The organism is Paenibacillus qinlingensis, from assembly GCF_013204845.1.
In the GTDB taxonomy this organism is placed as follows: domain Bacteria; phylum Bacillota; class Bacilli; order Paenibacillales; family NBRC-103111; genus Paenibacillus_E; species Paenibacillus_E qinlingensis.
This window is the reverse complement of the sequence record NZ_JABMKY010000022.1, coordinates 1-22,751: the sequence shown is the minus strand read 5'-3', so window position 1 is coordinate 22,751 and position 22,751 is coordinate 1. Positions and strand designations below refer to the sequence as shown.

At 44.7% G+C, this 22,751-nt stretch carries 19 protein-coding genes; 16 read left to right on the top strand and 3 right to left on the bottom strand.

Annotated features, from left to right (window positions below; translation table 11 throughout):
• Window positions 1–16 precede the first annotated feature (16 nt).
• The 11 genes from glmM (at window position 17) to HQN88_RS28600 (ending at window position 13,076) form a co-directional block, all read left to right on the top strand.
• Complete coding sequence (gene glmM, locus HQN88_RS28650) at window positions 17–1,375, top strand: phosphoglucosamine mutase (protein WP_173118961.1); 1,359 nt, start codon at window positions 17–19, stop codon at window positions 1,373–1,375.
• On the top strand, window positions 1,356–2,660 hold the full coding sequence (locus HQN88_RS28645; protein WP_173118959.1) for a copper amine oxidase N-terminal domain-containing protein: 1,305 nt from the start codon (window positions 1,356–1,358) through the stop codon (window positions 2,658–2,660). Before glmM ends, HQN88_RS28645 begins: the two co-directional genes overlap by 20 nt.
• Window positions 2,661–2,677: 17 nt before the next feature.
• Window positions 2,678–3,556 (top strand): hypothetical protein, encoded by an 879-nt coding sequence (locus HQN88_RS28640; RefSeq protein WP_173118957.1) that lies wholly within the window; start codon window positions 2,678–2,680, stop codon window positions 3,554–3,556.
• 524 nt (window positions 3,557–4,080) lie between these two features.
• A complete protein-coding gene (locus HQN88_RS28635; protein ID WP_173119088.1) occupies window positions 4,081–4,782 on the top strand; it encodes a response regulator transcription factor in 702 nt (233 codons plus the stop codon).
• The gene (locus HQN88_RS28630) at window positions 4,773–6,245 is read left to right on the top strand and encodes a sensor histidine kinase (RefSeq protein WP_173118955.1); all 1,473 of its coding nucleotides are present in this window, start codon (window positions 4,773–4,775) and stop codon (window positions 6,243–6,245) included. Before HQN88_RS28635 ends, HQN88_RS28630 begins: the two co-directional genes overlap by 10 nt.
• 146 nt (window positions 6,246–6,391) lie before the next feature.
• The gene (locus HQN88_RS28625) at window positions 6,392–7,132 is read left to right on the top strand and encodes a Fic family protein (RefSeq protein WP_173118953.1); all 741 of its coding nucleotides are present in this window, start codon (window positions 6,392–6,394) and stop codon (window positions 7,130–7,132) included.
• A gap of 399 nt (window positions 7,133–7,531) precedes the next feature.
• Window positions 7,532–8,455, top strand: coding sequence for a sulfate adenylyltransferase subunit CysD (gene cysD, locus HQN88_RS28620; RefSeq protein WP_173118951.1), 924 nt, complete (start codon window positions 7,532–7,534; stop codon window positions 8,453–8,455).
• A 1-nt stretch (window position 8,456) separates the two neighbouring features.
• Window positions 8,457–10,196, top strand: coding sequence for a GTP-binding protein (locus HQN88_RS28615; protein WP_173118949.1), 1,740 nt, complete (start codon window positions 8,457–8,459; stop codon window positions 10,194–10,196).
• A 173-nt stretch (window positions 10,197–10,369) separates the two neighbouring features.
• Window positions 10,370–11,611 (top strand): carbohydrate-binding domain-containing protein, encoded by a 1,242-nt coding sequence (locus HQN88_RS28610; protein WP_173118947.1) that lies wholly within the window; start codon window positions 10,370–10,372, stop codon window positions 11,609–11,611.
• 101 nt (window positions 11,612–11,712) lie between these two features.
• Window positions 11,713–12,423: an alpha/beta fold hydrolase gene (locus HQN88_RS28605; RefSeq protein WP_173118945.1), complete on the top strand. Its 711-nt coding sequence runs from the start codon at window positions 11,713–11,715 to the stop codon at window positions 12,421–12,423.
• Window positions 12,420–13,076 carry a M48 family metallopeptidase gene (locus HQN88_RS28600; protein WP_173118943.1) on the top strand — a complete coding sequence of 219 codons (657 nt, stop codon included), beginning with the start codon at window positions 12,420–12,422 and terminating at the stop codon, window positions 13,074–13,076. The genes HQN88_RS28605 and HQN88_RS28600 overlap by 4 nt, the downstream gene beginning before the upstream one ends.
• A 79-nt stretch (window positions 13,077–13,155) precedes the next feature.
• Here HQN88_RS28600 and HQN88_RS28595 read toward each other — a convergent pair whose 3' ends face one another.
• Together HQN88_RS28595 and HQN88_RS28590 are read right to left on the bottom strand one after the other, a co-directional pair.
• Entirely contained in the window at window positions 13,156–13,842 is a 687-nt protein-coding gene (locus HQN88_RS28595) for a response regulator transcription factor (protein WP_173118941.1), read from the bottom strand.
• Window positions 13,843–13,860: 18 nt separating this feature from the next.
• Window positions 13,861–15,006, bottom strand: coding sequence for a sensor histidine kinase (locus HQN88_RS28590; protein WP_173118939.1), 1,146 nt, complete (start codon window positions 15,004–15,006; stop codon window positions 13,861–13,863).
• A gap of 298 nt (window positions 15,007–15,304) precedes the next feature.
• On the opposite strand from HQN88_RS28590, the gene HQN88_RS28585 reads away from it, so the two are divergent.
• The 4 genes from HQN88_RS28585 (at window position 15,305) to HQN88_RS28570 (ending at window position 18,575) form a co-directional block, all read left to right on the top strand.
• On the top strand, window positions 15,305–15,658 hold the full coding sequence (locus HQN88_RS28585; RefSeq protein ID WP_173118937.1) for a helix-turn-helix transcriptional regulator: 354 nt from the start codon (window positions 15,305–15,307) through the stop codon (window positions 15,656–15,658).
• A gap of 179 nt (window positions 15,659–15,837) precedes the next feature.
• Complete coding sequence (locus HQN88_RS28580) at window positions 15,838–17,448, top strand: glycosyl hydrolase family 18 protein (RefSeq protein ID WP_173118935.1); 1,611 nt, start codon at window positions 15,838–15,840, stop codon at window positions 17,446–17,448.
• Between the two features lie 108 nt (window positions 17,449–17,556).
• On the top strand, window positions 17,557–17,868 hold the full coding sequence (locus tag HQN88_RS28575; protein WP_173118933.1) for a DUF1806 family protein: 312 nt from the start codon (window positions 17,557–17,559) through the stop codon (window positions 17,866–17,868).
• Window positions 17,865–18,575, top strand: coding sequence for a PIG-L family deacetylase (locus HQN88_RS28570; protein WP_173118931.1), 711 nt, complete (start codon window positions 17,865–17,867; stop codon window positions 18,573–18,575). The genes HQN88_RS28575 and HQN88_RS28570 overlap by 4 nt, the downstream gene beginning before the upstream one ends.
• A 21-nt stretch (window positions 18,576–18,596) precedes the next feature.
• Here the strand turns inward: HQN88_RS28570 and HQN88_RS28565 are convergent, their stop codons facing one another.
• Window positions 18,597–19,757, bottom strand: a complete 1,161-nt coding sequence (locus HQN88_RS28565) for an acyl-CoA dehydrogenase family protein (protein WP_173118929.1) — start codon at window positions 19,755–19,757, stop codon at window positions 18,597–18,599.
• 550 nt (window positions 19,758–20,307) lie between these two features.
• On the opposite strand from HQN88_RS28565, the gene HQN88_RS28560 reads away from it, so the two are divergent.
• On the top strand, window positions 20,308–22,455 hold the full coding sequence (locus HQN88_RS28560) for an ABC transporter transmembrane domain-containing protein (RefSeq protein ID WP_173118927.1): 2,148 nt from the start codon (window positions 20,308–20,310) through the stop codon (window positions 22,453–22,455).
• Window positions 22,456–22,751 lie beyond the last annotated feature (296 nt).

The window sequence follows — 22,751 nt, the reverse complement described above, 5'->3', positions numbered from 1 at the left end:
AGAGAGGAGAGCTGATATGGGAGCGATTTTCGGTACAGATGGTGTTAGAGGGGTTGCTAATCGCGAGTTAACGCCAGAGCTGGCTTTTGAATTAGGGCTTATTGTTGGCTATATGCTGACGCGCAGCTGTGAAGATAAACGGCCCACCGTCGTCATAGGACGGGATACCCGTATCTCCGGGCACATGCTAGAAGCAGCTTTGGCTGCCGGGTTATTATCCGCAGGGGCGGATGCCGTAAGGCTAGGCGTATTGCCGACGCCAGGTGTGGCTTATGTCACACGGCAATCAGGCATGGATGCAGGGGTGATGATCTCCGCATCTCATAATCCGGTGGAGGATAACGGGATCAAATTTTTTGGCAGGGACGGCTTCAAAATGCCGGATGCATGGGAAGCGGAAGTCGAGAGCCGCTTGCAGGGTGACGAGCATCGGATTTCACGACCTACGGGAGCGGGTATTGGTACCCTGCTTGATGATCCGCAGGGCGCTCAGGATTATTTGAGCTACGTGAAGTCGACGGTTGCGACACCACTGTCAGGATGCAAAATCGTGCTCGATTGTGCGAATGGAGCGGCTTCCTATCTAGCTCCGCAGCTATTCGCGGAATTGGGTGCGGAGACGATTCTATTGCATCATCAGCCAGACGGTTTAAATATTAATAAGGATTGCGGCTCAACGCATCCCGAACATCTGCGTAAGGCTGTGCTTGAACATGGTGCCCATGCGGGACTTTCATTCGATGGTGATGCGGACCGGCTGATTGCGGTTGACGAACGAGGCGAAATTCTGGACGGGGATCACATCCTCTATATCCTTGCCGCTCGACTGGCCAAGCAGGGACGTTTAAGTCACAACACCGTCGTATCTACCGTCATGAGCAACCTTGGTTTTCATCAAGCGCTGCAAACCATTCGTCTCGACTCGTTAAAAAGCAAGGTCGGAGATCGTCATGTCATGGAAACGATGCGGAATGGTGGGTACAACTTAGGCGGAGAGTCCTCTGGACATATCATTTTACTGGATCATTCAACGACAGGTGATGGCTTGTTATCGGCCGTTCAACTGCTGCAGGTTATGTTGCAAGAAGGGAAGCCTTTGTCTGAGCTCGTGGCCCCCGTAGTCAAATACCCTCAGTTGGTAGTTAATGTACGCGTGATGAATAAGTACAAGCTGGAAGGCAATCGTCGAATCGATGCTGTCATCCGTCAGGTGGAAAGCGAGATGGCCGGGCGCGGCCGTGTATTGGTGCGGCCTTCGGGCACGGAAGCACTCGTGCGTGTGATGGCGGAAGGACCGGATGAAAGGGAACTGTCCGGTTATGTGGAAGGTATCGTAGAGGTGGTTAAGGAAGAGCTTGAATATAGTATGGTTTAATCTGTTAGTCCCTCTGAGAAAGACGATTGTATGCTTGGTCCTTATTCAAATGTTAACAAGTATTCCTTTATTTTTTCCGGTGTACTCGATAAACACGGAGCTTGGGGTGTCGGTCAACGGGGAAAAGATCGTCTATACGGATGCTCAGCCCTACATTGATCAATCGACAGGTAGCACGATGGTACCGGTAAGGGAGATTGCCGAGAAGTTAGGTGCTGAAGTGGCATGGAATCGTTCCCTGGAACAGGTAACCTTTCGCAGTCAGCACGCAACTGCAATATTGACCATCGGTCAAAATGTTGCATCGGTTGACGACAAGCAGGTGGAATTAGACGCTCCGGCTGTCCTGAAAAATGATCGAACCATGGTTCCGCTGAGAGCGGTTAGTGAGAGCCTCGGGGCCGATGTCGATTGGGTGGGAGAACGGAATTTGGTATTGATCACTTCGGCGGGCAAAGCGCAAAGGTCCACTTGGATCTGGGACAGCAAGCTGATTGAGACGGATGGTGATAGCATCCTCGCGTTTGCTGCAAAGCAAAAACTGACTGCTATCTATCTGCGCTATGTAAAAACATATCCGTCTCAGGATGTTTATCGAAATTTCATCCGCAGAGCGAATGATCAGGGTATCAAAGTAGAGGCGCTGGCTGGCCAATCGGATTGGATCTATGACAATAACCATATCTATATCGGGCAATGGATGGCAGCGGTCACACAATATAATGCTTCAGTAGGTGCTCCCGAACGCTTCCAAGGCTTCCATTTTGATATTGAACCCTACACATTGGGCATGTGGAAGACGAATCAGACCTGGGTGCTCGGACAGTGGATGGCTACGATCAGATTCATTGAATCCCAAGTAAAAAGCACGGATCGCAGCATGAAGCTGGCCTTTGATATTCCCTTTTGGATAAATACGATTAACGTGCCGGGATCTAGTTATTCCTTTAGCGCGTGGCTGTTGGAGAAGGCGGATAGTGTCGTCATTATGGCTTATCGGAATACGGCACTTGGCAGCAACGGCATCATTGCCAGAGCCAAATCCATCATTTTAGAAGCAGCTACACTGAAGAAACAGGCCGTTATTGCCGTGGATACGCTGCCCAGTAAGGAAGCCGATTATACGACCTTTTATAAGTCGAATTCTTCGTTAATGGAGTCGGAATTGAAACAGGTCAAGGAAAGCCTCTCCCCTTATCCGAGCTATATCGGCATCGCTATCCATGATTACGTGAGGTGGATCGAACTATTGAACGCTAATCGCCAACCGGGTTCGATGAACTAGAAGGAGGAGGATGCAAAATGAAAAAAATAGGCTTAATGATCTCTCTGTTGGCTGGTGCGGCAATTGGTGTCTCAGGAATGGCTTTCGCTTTCACAGGCGGCCATGAGACGGCTGGCACCTTTCAGGAATCGTCTTTACCGGGTGGGGGCCTTGAGGTTCCTCATAATGATCGCATTCATCTTTCTACCGATAAGCAGTGGATCTCTTCAGAAGGCCACTTGTCGGATCTGATTCGACTACAGTGGACGAAAGACCGAGCGAAGCCGGCCATCGCATGGCTGGACGAGAAGGGAAAAGACAAGGCGGCTATCATCGCGCATGCCAAAGCGAATAACCCGGAGCAGCACGATCATAATCATATGTCATTCGAAACAACAATGGCACCTGATGGCAAAAATCCGAATGAACTGTTTACGCGTTTGGAAATTCCATTTGATCAGGATGTAGCTGAAATTCGGACGCATTCCTCTAATTTCAATGTGATGGATGGGATTTTAAGAGTTGCGGGAACCAGTGGTGTCAATCGCGATCTGACTTGGGCCAAAGCGGATGCTGGGAACGTGACGACGCCACGCTGGGCAATGCGTGCAGATAACTCCGAAGAAACCGGAGGAAATGCCGGCTCCAATCTGCAAATTATCCGATATTCGAATGATGGTAAAGCACTGGACAATCCGTTAACGATTAACCGCAGCAGCGGCAATATCGGTATTGGCAACTCGGACGCCAAGACCAAGCTGGACGTCAGCGATGACAGCATTCGTATCCGCAAATCGATGACGCCAGCCTCAGCTACAGCCCCCGGAGAAGTGGGGGAGATGGCGTGGGATGACGGGTATGTCTATGTGTGTGTGGCACCCAATACATGGAAGAGAACGGCACTCTCTTCGTGGTGAAAAGCTCCTTCCCGTGGTGGTCTGACGGCCGATTCGCGTTTAGATGTATAAACTACAGCTAATTTGCTCGAATTTGGGGTAGTTTCGTGATTAGATGGAAAAAGTACATGTAGTTTCTATGAAATTTGGAGAAATGAACCAATTGAAGGAATTTACCTACAGGAAATACAGTTAATCTTTCGAATTGGAGAAATCGACTTCAAATAGATGGAGAAAATCCAGTTATTCTGCGGAGAAGCAGGTTCATTATTCAGCCGCCATTAACGAAAAAAAAGAGGTTATTTCAAAAAGTCTAAAACTGACTTTTGAGATAGCCTCTTTTTGTGAGGGATAAGCGGAGAACGCCTTGTGCAACGCGGGATCTGGCGGCATGAAGTGCGCTTACTCGGCTGCTTTCTGTCACTTTTTGTAAGCGGTGTCATGCGATTCCTATTATGTAATATAAGCAACACAAGTTCGGTTACCCCCTTAAAATGGAAAAAGTTGTAGAAATCTATGAGAGGATCATAGAAAGGTGTGAACCGATTGTGACTTGGAAAGTGTTGATTGCAGATGATGACCCGAACGTAAGAGAAATCATCCGGCTCTATTTCCGTCAGCAGCTCATCGAAGTAATTGAAGCCCCTGACGGCGTCTCGGCCCTGACCATGTTGGCAGAAGTTAATCCTGATATCGTGATACTAGATGTGATGATGCCCGGACTCGACGGGTATGAAACGTGCCGAGAGATTACCAAGCGCTCTGATGTGCCGGTCATTATGCTGACGGCGAAGAATGATGAGTTTGATCGGGTGCTTGGCCTTGAGTTGGGCGCCGACGATTATATGACAAAGCCCTTCAGTCCGAGGGAGCTGGTGGCGCGCATTAAAGCGATTTTTCGTAGAATGCAGAAGGGACAGCCGGTTATTGAGGTGGAACCCGTCCAATATGAATTTGATAATTTAGTCATCCATGTGACCCGCCGAGAGGTGCTCGCGGGAAATACGAAAATCGACATGCGCCCCAAGGAGTTTGAACTGCTCGCCTTTTTTGCGAAATCTCCGGGCGACGTGTTTACGAGAGAACAACTGCTGGAGCAGGTGTGGGGATATGATTTTTTAGGCGATATGAGAACTGTGGACGTACATATTAAAAAGCTTCGTGAAAGATTAAGCCCGTGTCATCAGGTTTTTATTCATACGGTTTGGGGCGTGGGCTATAAATTTGAGGTAGCCGCATGTACTTAAATAAAAGCATTCTCCGCAAAATGTTGACCAGCTCCATGGTTACGGTGCTTGTTGGGCTGTGTGCGGTAGGGCTCGTTATTTCGTTGTTTGCCAAGGATTATATTGTGGACTCCAAAAGTAATGAGATGATCCGGCAAGCCAAGCAGGTGAATCTCGCCATTCAAAACCAGACAGAACCCAATGATCGATTTAAGGAGCAGCTACGCTTTTTCGATGAAGCCTTTGATTCCCGTATTTGGATATTTGACTTGGACGGAAATATCGTAACCACATCGTCAAAGGATGAGGTGAACAAAGGTAAGGTCGTCAGCACGGAAGTAATCAATGGCGTCCTGAATGGTGAACCTGCCATATGGCATCAATCTGAAGGTTTTAAAGAAGGCATGCTTTCAGTTGCCGTCCCATGGGGAAAAGACAACAACGTGTACGGTGGTATTGTCCTGCATGCGCCGCTTAAAGGGATGAATGAGACCATTGCGCAGCTTAGAGAAACGATCCTTTGGGTTACCCTGCTCGGTATCTTCTTTTCATCTGCGGTATCCTTCTATTTATCCTGGTCCATATCTCGACCTATCCAACAGATCGATAAGGCGGCAGCCAAGATTGCCATAGGTGATTACAGTGAGCGCATTCAAATCGATTCCAAGGATGAGATTGGTGACCTGGCAACGACCATTAACCACATGGTGGAGCAGCTTGCGCGTGTTGATTTGGAAAAGAGACAGTTGAATCAGATGCGGCATGATTTTTTGGCTAATGTATCCCATGAGTTGCGAACGCCACTTACGGCGATGCAGGGTTTTTTGGAGGCACTGCAGGATGGTTTGATTGAAGATGTAGCACGGGAAAAATATTACGAAATCATGTATAACGAAACCCTCCATATGAATCGGCTAGTCGATGATATTACTGATTTAATGAAGTTGGAAAATAAGGAAATCGATCTCGTGTGGTTGGCGGTCGATGTTCAGGCGATGCTGGCCAAGCTGAGCTTTAAATTCCAACAGGAGGCCGAACTCCGCGGGACGATTATTCATTGCCTCGTGGATGAAAATTCGCCACAGGCTCACGCCGATCCGGATCGTTTGGAACAAATTTTAAACAATTTGATCAAAAATGCCGTTAAGTTCACCGAGAACGGAACGATCGAATTGAAGGCGATGGCCGTTCCATCGGAAGGGTGTGTCCTCATCACGGTAACCGATACGGGAATCGGTATAACACCGGAGGATCAAGGGCTCATCTGGGAGCGCTTCTTCAAAGTGGAGAGAGGCAGACCCGTGAAACATAAAGGCTCATCCGGCCTGGGGCTTGCCATAGTGCGAGAGCTCGTCGAGCTTCACAATGGAAGTATTCGTGTGCGAAGCGAGTTGGGGATCGGAAGTGCCTTTGAAGTTAGAATTCCGCTTTATGAGAGTCGTCCGTATGTGCAGCCGATGGTGAGTTTGGCTAGTGTTGGGTAGATTGTGTATATAGAAGAAATGCCGCAGAGAAGGGAGATTCCTTTTCTGCGGTTTTTTTTAGCTCGTTACTGTACACTCATCCGCCACTGAGAAATTATGGCTAGCTGTGATATAATGGTAATAATAGTTAGGAAGGGTGGGGCACAATGACCTTTGATAAAATAGATCTTTTAAAAAATGAATTGGATACTTTACGCCCTTTACCAGCGGCTGCTGTAAGAAATTTGGAACAAGTTTATCGGGTCGAATGGACGTACAACTCTAATGCAATTGAAGGTAACACATTAACACTTTTAGAAACTAAATTGGTTTTAGAAGAAGGTTTAACAATTGGTGGTAAAAAGCTGCGTGAGCATTTTGAAGTTGTTAACCATTCAGAAGCCATTTATTACGTGCAAGATGTAGTAAATAGAAACATGGAATTGACTGAGTATGTCATAAAATCAATTCATCATCTCGTACTTAAAAATATTGACGATGAGAATGCAGGGCGATATCGGATGATCAACGTTTTGATATCTGGTTCTGAGCATACCCATCCAAATTTCTCAGTGCTCTCAGAAAAAATGGAACAGTTGATACAATGGTACAATAAACACGAAAATATATTGCACCCTGTTGAACTAGCCGCGGAATTTCATTTCCGTTTCGTTTACATTCATCCTTTTTCTGATGGTAATGGGCGTACAGCACGGCTTATAATGAATTTAATCTTAATGCAATTTGGATTTCCACCAGCTATTGTAAAAGCAGAAAACAATGCTTGGTTGAAGTATTATGAGTCTTTAGAGTTAGCAAGTATGGAAAATGAGTTAAAACCATTCGTGCAGTTAATTACCGATTGTGTGGAAGATAGTTTGCAAAAGTACATTGGTTCGGTAAAGTGAATTGTGTTAATTGATTTATTTAAATAATATTAACATCCTAAGAAGAATTCTCAGGATGTTTTTTATATTTCATTTTCTCCGCGCGTTTTAATCTGAGTAGCAACTTTATTTCATTATGAGCAGAATATTTAATCTTCGCATGGATAAAATGAACAAATGTTCGACTTTAGCGCTTTTCTGACCCCTTTCCTTCTAGGCGTGACAAAGAGGACTTTACTTGCATACAGTTAGTATTGTGCTAAAGAAAGTGATGCTCTCCGAAAAGTACGACAATATTCGACCCGAAATCATAGAAATCTCAAGTTTTTTACTTTCTTCCACTTTGCATAAAAGCCGGAATCTGTTAGTATATAAAGAAAGACGATAGATTTAGTAAGGATTAAAAGGAGGCACCTTTCCATGGAAAAATTGATGCTTGATTCTATAGATGAAATGACGCATCTGGATCAACTCGAGGCTGAAGCGATTTATATTATTCGAGAAGTAGCGGCGGAATGTGAAAATCCCGTAATGCTGTATTCGATCGGGAAGGATAGTTCCGTGATGCTGCATTTGGCGCTGAAAGCTTTTTATCCGGAGAAGCCGCCATTTCCTTTCATGCATATTGATACAACGTGGAAGTTCAAAGAAATGATTGAATTCCGCGATCGCAAAGCCCAAGAATTCGGAATTAAGATGATTGTTCACTCCAATCAGGAAGGGATTGATCAAGGGATCAACCCGTTCGATCATGGTTCCGCGTATACGGATATTATGAAAACCCAAGCCTTGAAAGAAGGATTGGACAAATACGGATTTACAGCTGCGTTCGGCGGCGGAAGACGTGACGAGGAGAAGTCGCGTGCGAAGGAGCGGATTTTCTCTTTCCGTAATAAAAACCATGCCTGGGATCCGAAAAACCAACGACCAGAAATGTGGAAGCTTTTTAATACAAGAATCAATAAGGGCGAAAGCACCCGCGTATTCCCAATATCCAACTGGACGGAAAAAGACATTTGGCAATATATTCGCAGAGAAAACATTGATATTGTGCCTCTTTATTTTGCAAAAGAAAGACCTGTACTCGAACGCGATGGACATCTCATTATGGTTGACGATGATCGCATGAAACTTGCACCTCATGAGAAAATTGAAATGAAAAAGATGCGCTTTCGCACATTAGGTTGCTACCCTCTTACAGGTGGAGCCGAGTCGGAAGCGGATACGATAGATGCCATTATTGAAGAAACGCTTGGTGCGGTCTCATCGGAACGGACAACACGGGTCATTGACCAAGAAGCGGCGGGAAGTATGGAAAGACGTAAACGGGAGGGTTATTTCTAAGATGAAAAGTCTGCTTAAATTTATTACTTGCGGAAGTGTAGACGACGGAAAATCCACCTTAATCGGACATATGCTATATGAGGCTAAGCTATTATTCGCCGATCAGGAAAGAGCGTTAGAACTAGACAGTAGACTTGGCAGCCGCGGCGGCAAAATTGACTATTCCTTGCTTCTTGATGGGTTACTTGCGGAACGCGAACAAGGGATTACGATTGATGTGGCTTATCGGTATTTTACGACGGACCACCGTTCGTTCATCGTAGCGGATACTCCTGGACACGAAGAATATACTCGTAACATGGCCGTAGGCGCATCTTTTGCGGATTTGGCTATCATTCTTGTGGATGCAAAAAAAGGGGTTATCACCCAAACTAAGCGCCACACTCGGATTTGCGCACTTATGGGTATTAAACATCTCGTTTTAGCTGTAAATAAAATGGATTTAGTGGGTTTTGATCCTAAAATATTCGATGCAATCAAACAAGAATTTTTGCAGTTGACTGCTGAGTTCAATTTTGAAAGCATTCAGGTGATTCCTGTTTCTGCCACAGAAGGGGATAACATAACGAAAAAATCGCCAAATACGCCATGGTACGAAGGCCTTGCCTTGCTGCCATATTTGGAAAATGTGGACGTACATCAGAACGACAATGCGAAGCAATTTATGATGCCGATTCAACGTGTATGCCGTCCGGATCATACATTCCGCGGTTTCCAAGGCCAAATTGAGGCTGGGCGTATCGCGGTTGGCGATGAGCTGACAACGTTGCCAAGTCATGAGAAGGCGAAAGTTAAACGGATCCTCGTGGGAGACCAAGATCGTGATTACGCCTATGCGGGACAGCCCGTAACCATTCAATTGGATCGGGAAGTCGACGTTTCGCGGGGCTGTGTATTCACGAAGGATAGTCAGCTTCAAGAGGCAGACAGTTTTAGTGCTACGATTCTTTGGATGGATGATTCTGTACTGACGCCAGGCAAGAACTATCTGGTCAAAGTCGGAACGAAAATTCTGCCAGGTACCGTAATAGCCATTACGCATAAAATTGATGTTAATACGGGAAAAACGGTGCCAACCGATCATATTGTCAAAAATGAATTGGCCAAATGTGAGTTCTCATTATCTGACGCTATCGTTATTGATTCTTTCGAACAAAATAAAAGCATCGGCGGATTTATTCTGATCGATCGTGTCACCAATATGACATCAGCTTGCGGAGTGATTGAGCAAATCCTTCAAAGCTCCGATAATGCTGTACAGTTAGATTCGGAAATCACCAGAGATGTTCGTGCACAGCAAAAAGGTCAGAATCCTTTGACCCTTTGGTTCACTGGTTCGGTTTCAGACCAATCGGCTCTTGCGAAAGAAGTCGAGAAACGTTTGGTATCGACAGGCCATCATACGATGTTACTTAAGAATGGTCAGGGAGAATCGTTGCAGCGATTAGCAGAAGTTGCGAAATTGATGAACGATGCTGGACTTATTGCTTTGGTATCAAATGATTCTCTGAAAACTAACGGCCAAGAAACCGCGCGTGAGATCATTGGTAAAGAATATATTGAAGTTTATGTAAACGGATCGTTTGCAGGCAATTCGAGCACAGAGGGTTCATCTAATAACCCGGAAATCGAAATCGATGCAAGCAAGTCTTCCATTAGTGAAGCCGCTAATTATGTCGTGAAACGAATTATCAAGTATTTAATTAATGAGAGTAGTCGCGGACAATTCCTTAACTTCTAGATTAATTCAAAAAAATCCCTACATCACTGGAATAGTGACGTAGGGATTTTTTTGTCCGTTATTTCAGTTTGATTTAAGCTAGCTGTCTTATGATCTAACTAAGCTAGGAAGCGATAATACTTTTGGATGCTTAAACAGATGATGACTACTTAATATACGAGGAGTGTTAATTCATGAAAAACAAGAAACTGAGAAGTCTAAGTGTTATAACTTTAGCCGCATTACTTAGCGTAGCCGCTGTGGGCTGCTCTAACTCACAAGTAGGTAGCGAGGATGCTGCTGCAACTACCAAACCGGCAACTTCGACCGTGACGGCAGGCTCGGCGCCAACAGCAGTGTCAACAGCAACGTCAACAACGAAAGTTTCCACATCGGAGTTGTTCAGTGATCGGGATTTAAAACAGTCGGCAGATCTTGCAACGGCCACAACAATGAAATTGGTAAGCAATCAAGATGTGACTTTGAATAAGGAAGGCATTTATGTTTTAAGCGGAGAGGTAGACAATGTGACGGTAGTGATCGATGCTGCCGATGATGCCAAAGTTCAAATCGTTCTTGATGGCGTTAGCATAACGAATGAAGATTCACCCGCCATTTATGTGAAAGGAGCGGATAAAGTATTCGTGACAACCACTGGCAGTAAGAACCATATGGAGGTTTCGGGAAGCTATGTGGCGGATGGAGAGACCAATCTGGATGCAGTCATTTTCTCGAAAGCAGATATGACCCTCAATGGAACCGGAACCTTAGACATTGTATCGAAATCAGGCAATGGTATTTCTTCTAAAGATGACCTCAAAATTACTGGCGGCGTATATACCATTCAGTCATCTGCGGATGCTATAGAGGCAAATGATGCGATTCTTATCAATGATGGCACGATTACAATCAATTCCGCTAAGGATGGCCTGCACAGCGAAAATGATGAGGATGCTTCCAAGGGGTATATCTACATTGAAGGCGGCACATTAAAGATCAACGCTGCCGATGATGCCATCCGTGGCAACAGTTTTGTTCAAATCGATGGCGGCATCATCAATATTGAGAGCAGTGAAGAAGGCATTGAGGCCAACTCTATCAAAATCAATGATGGTCAGATTACGTTGTATGCGAAAAATGATGGCATCAATGCCTCATCCAAAGTTAATTCTGACGTGGTGATCGAAGTCAATGGCGGTACCATCCATGTGAAAATGGCTAGCGGTGATACAGATGCATTTGATTCAAACGGTAATCTTTATATTAATGGAGGAACCATTGATGTAGAAGCAGTTTCCGCCTTTGATGCGGATGGTACAGCTCAATTAAATGGCGGCAATGTGACGGTCAATGGAGAGAAAATCACTCAGATTACCCAATCGCGCGGTGGTGGTGGTCGAGGCGGAGCCGGTGGCGGTATGGGAACGCGTAAATAGTTGCATGATAAAGATTAAAAGCACCCGTTTATTGGGTGCTTTTTTTATATATACTTTGATACAATAGGAAACGCTGATACCTATAAAACGGAGGCCAACACATGAAAAAATGGCTCAAAACAACGCTTATTTCAATTCTTTCCCTTGTTCTTATACTCGCAGTGGCATTTCTAATTTATGCATCCAATTATTATCATGCCGTTGACGTGTCCAAGGACGCCTTGATCAATGAAAAGACGATCACAACAGATGGAAAACTCACCATTCTTTCGCCATCAACGCCGAGCGAGACGGGTTTCATTTTCTATCCTGGCGGAAAGGTTGAACATATTGCTTATCTCCCCATGCTGGAGAAATTACGTCAAAACGGGATAACCTGTGTGCTGGTTGATATGCCGTTTAACCTTGCGTTTTTGAATAGCAATGCTGCGGATAACGTGTTTGGAAAACTTCCCGAAATCAAAAACTGGTATATCGGTGGACATTCACTAGGCGGAGCAATGGCAAGCAATTATGCTTCTAAGCATCAAGAACAGATTAAGGGGTTAATCTTACTAGGCGCCTACATCTACGGTGATATTCCACCGAGTAATGCACTAACCGTGTATGGCTCGCTGGATGGTGTATTGGACAAATCTAAGATAACCTACCAAGAGAATGTGTTCGTTGTCGAAGGTGGCAACCATGCGCAATTTGGAAATTACGGTCCTCAAAAAGGCGATGGAACAGCGACGATCTCAACTGAACAACAGCAGAAGGAAACCGTTGAACACATTATTGAATTTATAAAAAGGAAAGATAAGTCCTTATGAAAATCGAACTCGATAACACAACCATAGACGTCAACATCCAATATGCCATCCGTAAGAAGCTCTACATTCACATCGATGACACGGGCTTTATCACGGTTAAAGTTCCCAACGACACCAGTCAGGAGCAAATCATCAACGCTGTGCAACAACACAGCAAGTCGATCCTAGACAAGCTAAACGCCATCGCGAAAGCGCGGCAACCCATCCCCAAAGTCAGAGAATATGAAGACGAAGGCAAGTTCCTTCATCTTGGGAAATATTATTTCCTCCAGGAGTTAATTGAAACGAATGGTCTCTCGCAGGACGAGTTGAAAATTAACCTGAAGAAGTTCTATTTCGCGAGCTGCAAGAAGGTTGTTACGGAGCGCATTAAAACCTATCAAACCCAGCTGAAAGTCAAACCCAAGACGATCGAGATCGATGAGTCGAGAACGAAGTGGGGGAGCTGCAGCTCGGATAAAAAGCTAACGTTCAACTATCGTCTAGCCATGGCGCCGGTCGAAGTGATCGATTATGTCATCATTCACGAACTATGCCATCTCCTGCATATGAATCATGATCGTTCTTTCTGGCGACGCGTAGGCAGCATCATGCCGGATTTTAAAGAAAAGGAAGCCTTTCTAGCTCGGTACGGACAAGCGATGACCCTCTAATGTTTGATATCACTGTTTTTCTTACAACAAAAAGGAGCAAGGTTCACGGAACCTTACTCCTTTTTCATCTTTTGATCTCCTACAAATCATTCTCATGCAAATAAGCAATCGTCTCCGACCGTCCTGTGACATTTAGTTTCTTATAAATAGCACTCAAATAATTCTTCACAGTCCCCGTGGTCAAAAACATATCAGAAGCGATAGCTTGATTCGACTTCCCTTGTTTCAAATTCCTCAGAATGTTCCGTTCCTGAACAGATAGGCCAGACAGCTTCTTATCTTGTGGTTGTGATCCAATCGGTTGGAGGTTTTCCTCCAATGCCCGTTCTTCATGCGCCTCTGAGGAACGTAGTGCTTGGACAAGGCGCGGCTGAATACTTAGCGGGTATGTAATGCCACCATCTAAGCATACCTGGATCGTTGAAAGTATTTTTTTCGTCTCGACGCCTTTCACTAAATAACCGCTGGCACCGTGACGTATTGCTTCCCATATGTAGGCTTCATCCTCGAATGAGGTCAAAATAAGTACCTTAATCTCAGGGAACTCGGCTTTGATTTGTTTGGTAGCCTCTAAGCCATCAAGCTTGGGCATATGGATATCCATCATAACGAGCTGAGGACGATGCAACTGTACTTGTTCTATGGTGGCTATGCCATCCCCCGTTGTAGCTACCACTTTATATCCTTCTTCCATACCTAGAATAGCTGCTAATCCATCGCGGATGAGGGGTTGGTCGTCTGCGATAAGAATGGTTGTTTGAGACAATTCGATCATTCCTTCCGATCATTTTCGACTGAAGGGTATGGCTATATCCAGCGTTACTCCGTCAGATACGCGATTGTTACGTATGGATAACGTTCCTCCAACATCTTCCACTCGTTCTTTCATCGCATGGAGTCCGTAGCCATAAACAATGTGGGTCGGTGTATGACCATTATTGGATAAAACGAAGCGAAGGACTTCATCGTGATAAGAGAGAGAGAAGTGGAAATAAGTACTTAAGCCATGGCGAATGCCATTCGTCAAACCTTCTTGTAGTGCACGGTAAATCGTGATCTCAATAATGGGTGTCAAATCAGGAGTCATTGTGTCGATTATATAGGCGATTTCCACGTTCGTTTGCTTTTTGGTATCATCGATCAGCTTAATAAGATCAGGTATGAAGCAGTGATCGGGAGAGCTTTCTCGCAACAAATGGACTGAGCTTCGTACGTCATTTAACCCTCTGAGAATACTTTCTTTTGTTCTATCAATCATCTCTTGAGCCAGAAGATATCTGTGTTTCTCTAAAGCATGAGCGGCAGTCTGTAATCCGGTTAACGCCGATGTCAGCGTATGTCCAACGGAATCATGAATATCGCGGGAAATTCGCGTTCGTTCTTGTAACTTGGCCTTTTGCTCCAGCGCAATAGAGGCTATTCGTAGTTGTTCATTATCGATTGCTAATTGATTCTTTTGTTGAAATGCAATCCTAGCAAGCAAGCTCATCCCGTAGATCGCAAAGAAATCAATCACTCTAGGAATAAGTAAATAGATATCCTCAAAAGGCGGAAACTGACGATAGATCATTACGCCTAGCAGAATACAGACATAATTGACGATCGTAAAGATGATGGCATGCTTTCTTCCGTGATGAAAGGTGAACTCGCCAATGAGAATTAAGAGGAAAATTTGTGAGAAATAACTTTCCGACCATACACAGATAACAAGCGCCAAAGCGAGTTGAGCGTATAAAAATTGGAAACCGCTCTTACTATGCAGAGCAATCTTTAGGATGTAATCCCGCATAAGGACAGCAGCCACATAGCTACAAGCCAATAGCAGAAGTCCTACCGAAAATTTACTTGTATGAAACAATAGTGAGAGTGTTGTGCCCATCACGATGATATTCAAGGTGAGAGTCATGTTTTTATTTAAATGTACGTCCATATCTTTACCCTCAAATACAAAGCATTATTTACTATTCATTTTAGCATAAACATGACTTAAGTCATACATAGAACGCATAAAGTGTCGAAAATGTTGCATTTCTAGTGAACTTCTTCATCTTGGATAGGTCTTTGGTAGCATCTATAATGTAGATAGAGGAATTATGGAATTTCAAGGAGGCATGTCCAGATGTTGATGATTTTATGGAATTTACTAGGTGGCATTCTTCTAATCTTAAGCTTATATTTTCCGCTGAAACAATTATTGGAACGTAACCCTGAGTAGGAGGGAGTACGACTTGAAAGAAGACTTGCTTGATAAGAACAATGGGGACATGCATGCCTCCTGTAGCACGGATTACGAGCGTATGAATGAGTTTCTAATTCAGGAAACAGGTAACTCGATGGATGTATTTTCGAATAGGTATCAAATTACGAAGCGAGAGTCGGAAATTTTCCTGATGGTCGCTATCTATGGTTTTTCTAATCATGAAATTGCCGAACGTTGTAGAATCAGCGAAAAAACGGTCAAAATTCATCTTGCTAATATAATGAACAAAGCAGGCATCAAATCAATGCGAAAATTACTTTCGCTGTTATTTAATCATGTACTTTACTTTCAGGAAGCTAACTCGTTAGTGGAGAAAAAGTAGCAATATCACATCTTTATCAGAGGGTCCCAGGAAGCAAGCCGTCCATAATCACAACATGTGATAGGACGGTTTTTTCATTTTGACGTAACTAAACACCAGCCCAAAGCGTCTATTACTATGTTGCTATTAGTACCAATTCTAGCAATCGCAGATATAGAGGGAGAGGGAAGACGAAGTTTATGATGAAAAAGACAATCTTATTCGGCACGCTGTTTGTGCTATTGTTTGCAAATACCGCTTTTGCCTATGATGTACAACTCCAGCCCTTCAAGGATGAGGAACGAGACTATGCCAAGGATCCGATTTACACCTTATCCGCATTAGGTATTATTAACGGCTACGAGGATCAGACTTATCGTCCCAATGATGACCTGTCTAGAGAGGCTTTCATTAAGTTGCTCGTGATGGCAGGTAAAATAGAGAATAAAACCTCCGTGGGGACAATACCCGTAGATGTAACGAAGGACCGTTGGTCGGCATCTTATATTTCGGCTGTCCACGAACGGAAATGGCTTGATAGTTTGCTAGATCAGCAGGGCTTGCTGCATCCAGCACAAACGATTACGAGAGAAGAAGTTGCAATGCTCGTAGGGAAATCTTTGCTAGAGTCTGAAAGTGAAACGGCTCGTCAACAATGGCTGACCACGGATTGGAAGAAAGAGCAGGTTGTTAGAAGTTTTAAGGATAGTTCCTCTATGAATGAGGCAATGAAACCTTATGTGTATTACGCGGCACATCGTGGCATTATGGAGGGAGATCAGGCGGGTTTTAACCCGAAAGAGCCTTTGATTCGTAAGCAGGCTGCAGCCGTTATTTATCGCTTGATTGATAAGCGTATCGCTGAGAAAAAGATCGATTTCACAGGTTATTATGCTCTGCTATCCTACCCTGCAATTAAGCAGATGGATAAGCTCTCTCATGTCATTTTTGGTTGGTCAAACTTGTCCTACACCGCCGCTGGAACAGCTTCATTGAATATTAGCTCAACAGTTAATCGCGTGCCGGATGGTTATGAAGAGGTCATTGCTGCTGCGGATGCTGCCCAAATCACGAAGGAACTAATGGTTTTTTATGATGGCGCTAATTTAAAAGACTTCCTTAAGGATGAGTCTGCCAAAAAGGCCTTCATCGCTTCATTACTCAGTACGTTGAAAGATCCAGCCTACTCATTTACAGGGGTCAGTATTGATTTTGAAGGGCTGAGGGATGCGGCAAGTGCGGCTGACTACACCCAATTTCTTCAGGAGTTACAAAGTCAGTTAGGCTCGCTTACATTGTCTGTAGCTGTTCCTCCAATTTATTATTATAAGGGTTATGATTTAAAAGAGATCGGTAAGCTAGCCGATACAGTTATCCTTATGGCTTATGACTTCACACATGATGATAACATGTTGCCATCGGCTCCGTTACCCTTAGTGAACGATACAGTCCTTGCAGCTCTTCAATCGATACCGAAAGAGAAGCTGGTACTAGGCATATCCAAACAGGCTAACCAGTGGATCACCAAATCTGGCATAACCGGAACTGCTCTTAAACCAGCCATTGCTGATGTTGAGAAAAGGCTGGCGATGCCAGGTGTGGATGCTACGTGGGCCATGCCGTATTTCTTAAAGAAAGCTACGTTCGCCGACGAGCGGGGCAGCCATGTGTTGTACTACGAAGATTCGCAGAGCATTGCCAAGAAAATTTGGCTCGCCAAATTCTATGATCTGCAAGCTGTCTCCTTATGGTTTATGGGCAACTATACACCATCGGATTGGGAGCAAGTTGCAGCGCAGGCAGTTAAATAATAGTGAGTATAGAAGGAGCTGGGACCATGAACCCAGCTTTTTTTGACTATGAAGCTGTGATACGATTATGAAGTCATGCATTCCTTTTAGAAAAGAGAGACCAACAAGATGATCCCAATAGTCAAGTCAAAAGTTGAAACCAAGCTTCAGTCCTTTATCGGGATTGAAGCCTATATCCATAGCGAAGCGACTTCGTTTGTCTTCGTTCGTAATTTTAAGATCAAGGTTACCCATGCCTTTATAGCAGGGGAAGGACCATTTCGTACTGCACTCCGATTCGATGGGCATGGTTGGCTGCGCATGGAGGCGATCACGCATTATGAAATTGATGAGAACGGCTTTCTTTTACTGGCTGGATATGATGATCGAGGTCGGATGAACGTTGCGCTGCACATTGGAAAGGAGCCGTTTCCAGAATGAATACTACCCATAGAGGCAGAGTGAACAAGCTTCTCGCCGTATTTGCGCATCCTGACGATGAGTCCTTTATTTGTGGAGGTACTCTTGCCAAATACGCCAGTGATGGTGTCAATATTACGTTGGTGAGTGCCACGCGGGGTGATATGGGACGCCGAATGGGCAATCCGCCTTATCTTAATCGGGAAACGATGGCGGCTGCTCGTGAAATTGAACTACGAGATGCCTGCAAATGTTTGGGCATCCAGCAGCTCCTATTTTTCGATATCCGCGACAAGACGGTTGAGTTTATCGATGAGGAAAGCCTGACTTCAAGAGTTGAGGCTCTAATCCGTGATGTGAATCCCGATGTCGTGCTCACGTTTCACGAAACGTTAGGTGGACACCCCGATCATTGCGCTATTGGGAAGGCTACGACGGCTGCATGTCAACGAACAGGACATCTGGACTCGTTATATTTCATAACGTTCGGTAATGCGATGGAGCGTCCGGAAAGGTTTGGGTATTCCCATAAGGATGTCATGAGAATTGATGTAGAAGCTCATTTGAAAGCTAAACTGGCAGCATTCCGGGCTCACCGATGCCAGACGGAAATGGATGAATGGGTATGGCTGCCAGACCATGAAGCGTTAGCGAAATTCGGCCGATATGAATATTTTTTGAAAGCGGACAGGGAGTCTTCGGCAAAGAAACGCGATGATTTGTTCTAGTATTTCTTCAGTTCCCTCGTATCACAAGGACTTCTCAACTAGGGCAGCACTGGCTAAGTTATGAAGCACTGTACTATCCATTGGTGGATTGTGCAGTCCTGCGCGAACATCCCGATAGTACCTTTCCAAGGGCAGCTTACGGGACAAACTAGCGGCACCGACGATTCTCATCGCGAGGTCCACGACTTTGATCGCATTGTTGCTAGCAACATACTTGGCCAAGCCTAGCTCTGGTTTTAATGCTGGTCGGTTGACCTTCTCTTGATCCCAACGATCCGCCGTTGCATAAAGGAGTGCACGTGCAGTTCGAAGTTCGATTTCCATCTCGCCGATGGCATGCTGGACAGATGGGAGCGAAGAGATCGGTTCAATCATATGGTTCGGTCGATAGGTATGAGCGAATTCAAGGGCATAATCACGTGCCGCCAAGGCAATGCCCAAGTAACAAGCTGGAATATGTAAAAGCCAGCCTCCGCCATCATCCACGCCTTTTCCAGAAAGCCTCATGGTTTTATCCACGAAAACCCGATCCAAAACCACATCATGACTACCTGTCGCTCGCATCCCGAGTGTATCCCAAGTTTCCACGATAGTTACCTGGTCTGTTCGATGAACGAGGAAGTCGGCTGTTCCGTCTTCATCCGGGATAAAAGCCGATACCACAAAACGATCTAGGATCGGTGAAAGGGTACTAAACGTTTTACGCCCCGTAATCAGCCATCCGTCGGCTGTTGGGAGCGCTGTCGTTTCGGGTTTCCCGCCTCGGCTTGGACTACCGGATGCTGCTTCGCTTGCAAAGGTATTGATCATCGTCCCGTCGCTTACGACGGAGCGGCACAAATCAGCGAAAATAGCCTCTGGCCATTTTCGAGTTGTTCCAAGATGTAAGACCTGACCAATGTGCCAGCCTACGGCTAATGCGGTCGAACCATCCCCATAAGCAAGCCGCTCTTGCAGCATAACGAGCTCATAAAGCGAGATGCCATTCCCGCCGAATTCTTGTGGGACAGTTAGCTTTAAGTACCCAGCCTCTCGCAAATCTGCGAAATTTTCAAATGGAAAAGATCCCTCTTGGTCATGTAACGCGGCTCTCTTTGCAAAAAGGGATGCCAACCCTTCTGCTTTTCTAGCTAAAGTGCGCTCTTTCTCATTCCGAATATATTGATCAATCATTTTGTTCATCCCATTCACACTCCTATCTTTAATTATTATATCAGCTAGGGGATTCTCCTGTCGTTTCGGAACGTTATTCAGATATCTTTAAGGTCCGTATAGACAGCTGTTGTTTTCTCTATATTTCTACCAAATATAAATTTGGTATTCACTCATTCAAGAATAGATTCCCGTCTAGCACAACCCACCATCCTCTATCATTTAATATAATGAAATAGTAGTAGGAGGTAATCCTGATATCATCAGATAAGGATAAAGATAAGGATGAATGTGAGACACCATCTTTGGGGACAGGATCCAACTTGTACTCTCTCAACCGGCCCCAATTCCTAGTGGTTCTGTACTACGTATAGATTTTGCAAGTTTAACATTGATCGCGTTTTCATAGGCATGGAAGTAGAGAGAAGGAGGCTTCGTCCCAGTGGACGAGGTCTTTTTTCATTAGTAAGGTTAATTAAAGCGTTCCCGAGCACAAATCAGATGTGGTAAACTATAGGTAAAATGAACTAATTCCTAACATCCTATTGACTGACTCTACGAAAAGGCGCTGAAACCCTCGATGCTTTATTTATACCGATCCGTCCTACGATATCTAGCGAATAGCAAAAAAATATTCACCGTGTTCATCATTGCACTCTTATTTGAACTCAGCTTCGAGTACTTTACGTCATTAAGTATCAAATATCTAATTGACGATGCGATTACGCCTCGGAACATGACCATATTCTTTGGTCTGCTCTTAGCACTTCTCATTGGCGGTGTCTTGAACTTATTAATTGGTGTCGGCGGCGATTATGCGATGTCCAAATTAAACGAAACGATTCTCATCGGGCTGCGCAAAGATCTCTACGAACAGACGCAGAAACTTTCTGCGCATTTCTTCTCACGCTATCGAATCGGGGATATTGTTGCGCGGTTCACTATGGACATTCCAGCGGTTGAGCATGCAATGATGCAGACGTTTTCGACACTTATTTTGGCTAGCCTTAGCATGGTGGTGGGGACGGTAATTTTGTTTGTATTAGAGTGGAAATTGGCGCTGGTGGCGTTCGTCGGAATTATCTTCATGTTCGTTCCACAAAAACTACTGAATAAACGCGCGCAGCGCTACAACGAGGAGTACGTTGGGATTGTAGAGTCATTTTCAAATAATATGGATGAGGAAATGAAGGCGTTTAAAGTCATTCGAGGCTTTCAATTGCAGGAATCGATGAAAAATAGGTTCACGAAGCAATTACAAGTCTGGTTTCGGCTAGGGGTGAAGAGAAGCTTCATTAACTCTAATCTGGAGCGACTTCCAATCATGGTGTTATCCGTAATTAACGTGATTATCCTTGGTTTAGGGGGCTATTTTACGTTCCAAGGAACAATGACCATCGGGGATTTAATTGCTTTTTATTCAGTTTTTGATACAGTTGGCGTGTCTGTGATTCAATTTATGGAGGTCGTACCTGATCTAATTGAGGGTGAAGTCGGCATAAGACGGATTAACGAAGTACTCGAGATTAAGCCGGATTTGGAGGATGATGAGCAAGCTTCACAGAATCCCTCTTTGACTAACGAGATTAAGTTCGACAATGTTACTTTCGGCTATACGGAGGCGCACCCTGTTATTCATGATCTAACCTTATCCATTCCAGTGGGGAGTTATGTAGCTTTGGTGGGTCCTAGTGGTTCAGGCAAAAGCACGTTGCTCCAACTGCTCATGCGTTTCTATGATCCGCAAAAAGGCTCTATTCAAGTAGATGATCTTGATCTCCGTAAAATTCAACTGTCTTCGCTGCTTACGCAAGCTGGTGTTATTTTTCAAGAACCTTATCTATTCAATACGACAATACGCGAAAATCTACTGATTGGTCATCCGGGTGCCACCGAGGAAGAGCTTTTCGAAGCCACGCTTGCGGTCGGTGTTCATGAGGCGATTATGCAAATGGCGAATGGCTACGATACCTGGATCGAAAATGATGGGGCTAATCTGTCCGTCAGCCAACGGCATCGAATTTCGATCGCGCGCGCGTTACTGCGTTCGAACGAGCTCACGTTCATGGATGAAGTCGCAGCATCCTTAGATCCCGAATCAGAAATTGCACTGAATGAGACCATTTCCCGAGCAAATCAAGGTCGTACGGTAGTTGCTGTTTCGCATCGTTTGAAGACCGTTTCTCATGCAGATCTGATCTATTTCATCCATCAGGGGAAAGTCATCGAATACGGAACGCATCAGGAACTGTTAGAGCGCCAAGGAGCTTATCACCGACTATGGCAAAAGCAGCAAGGCTTCCAATTATCCCAAACCGGAGAAGTTGTTATTGAAGTCGATCGTTTAAGGCAGATGCCTTTCTTTGCTTATATGAATGAGGATCTGCTGCACGAAATCAAGGATTTACTGATGACGGAGAAAATCACAAGCGGCCAAGATGTTTTCCGGCAAGGTGAAGCGGGACATAAATTGTATATCATTGCACGTGGTAAAGTGGAAGTATCTAAAAGGAATGCACAAGGCGAGAACATACGAGTAGCAGTTCTTCAAGATGGGGATCATTTCGGTGAAATTGCGCTGCTGAAGGATGCACCTCGTAATGCCAACATTACGGCGCTAACGGAATGCACCTTGTTGTCGTTAACACGTAACCAACTGCTGCCTTTATTGGATCGCTATGAGGATATGAAGGCGAAGTTGAATCAGTCGTTGAGTGAGAGAAGTTAATGTAGGTGAAGGAGTAGATGAATGTGATTTTGAAAAGGGAAAATAAAAACTTGCATTATTTGTCGAAACCATGCTATATTATCACTCCGGCCGCAAGACAGGCTGGCGAGAGTAACTGAAAGTAACTCGAAAAAAAGTAGTTGCACATTAAAAGTATACATGGTATATTACTTCACGCTGCTTCGGTAACACGGTAGCGAACGAAAGAAATTGATCTTTGAAAACTGAACAACGAGTGAGTAAGCACAGTCGAGTAATCGACTATAAAAGAGATTGCAAAATCTCGCTAGCTTCAA

Coding starts and splice junctions, on each gene's coding strand:
- HQN88_RS28640 (WP_173118957.1), top strand. CDS start 2,678: ATGAAAAAAATAGGCTTAATGATCTCTCTGTTGGCTGGTGCGGCAATT.
- HQN88_RS28565 (WP_173118929.1), bottom strand. CDS start 19,757: ATGAACAAAATGATTGATCAATATATTCGGAATGAGAAAGAGCGCACT.
- glmM (WP_173118961.1), top strand. CDS start 17: ATGGGAGCGATTTTCGGTACAGATGGTGTTAGAGGGGTTGCTAATCGC.
- HQN88_RS28575 (WP_173118933.1), top strand. CDS start 17,557: ATGATCCCAATAGTCAAGTCAAAAGTTGAAACCAAGCTTCAGTCCTTT.
- HQN88_RS28605 (WP_173118945.1), top strand. CDS start 11,713: ATGAAAAAATGGCTCAAAACAACGCTTATTTCAATTCTTTCCCTTGTT.
- HQN88_RS28580 (WP_173118935.1), top strand. CDS start 15,838: ATGATGAAAAAGACAATCTTATTCGGCACGCTGTTTGTGCTATTGTTT.
- cysD (WP_173118951.1), top strand. CDS start 7,532: ATGGAAAAATTGATGCTTGATTCTATAGATGAAATGACGCATCTGGAT.
- HQN88_RS28570 (WP_173118931.1), top strand. CDS start 17,865: ATGAATACTACCCATAGAGGCAGAGTGAACAAGCTTCTCGCCGTATTT.
- HQN88_RS28625 (WP_173118953.1), top strand. CDS start 6,392: ATGACCTTTGATAAAATAGATCTTTTAAAAAATGAATTGGATACTTTA.
- HQN88_RS28610 (WP_173118947.1), top strand. CDS start 10,370: ATGAAAAACAAGAAACTGAGAAGTCTAAGTGTTATAACTTTAGCCGCA.
- HQN88_RS28600 (WP_173118943.1), top strand. CDS start 12,420: ATGAAAATCGAACTCGATAACACAACCATAGACGTCAACATCCAATAT.
- HQN88_RS28630 (WP_173118955.1), top strand. CDS start 4,773: ATGTACTTAAATAAAAGCATTCTCCGCAAAATGTTGACCAGCTCCATG.
- HQN88_RS28615 (WP_173118949.1), top strand. CDS start 8,457: ATGAAAAGTCTGCTTAAATTTATTACTTGCGGAAGTGTAGACGACGGA.
- HQN88_RS28560 (WP_173118927.1), top strand. CDS start 20,308: ATGCTTTATTTATACCGATCCGTCCTACGATATCTAGCGAATAGCAAA.
- HQN88_RS28590 (WP_173118939.1), bottom strand. CDS start 15,006: ATGGACGTACATTTAAATAAAAACATGACTCTCACCTTGAATATCATC.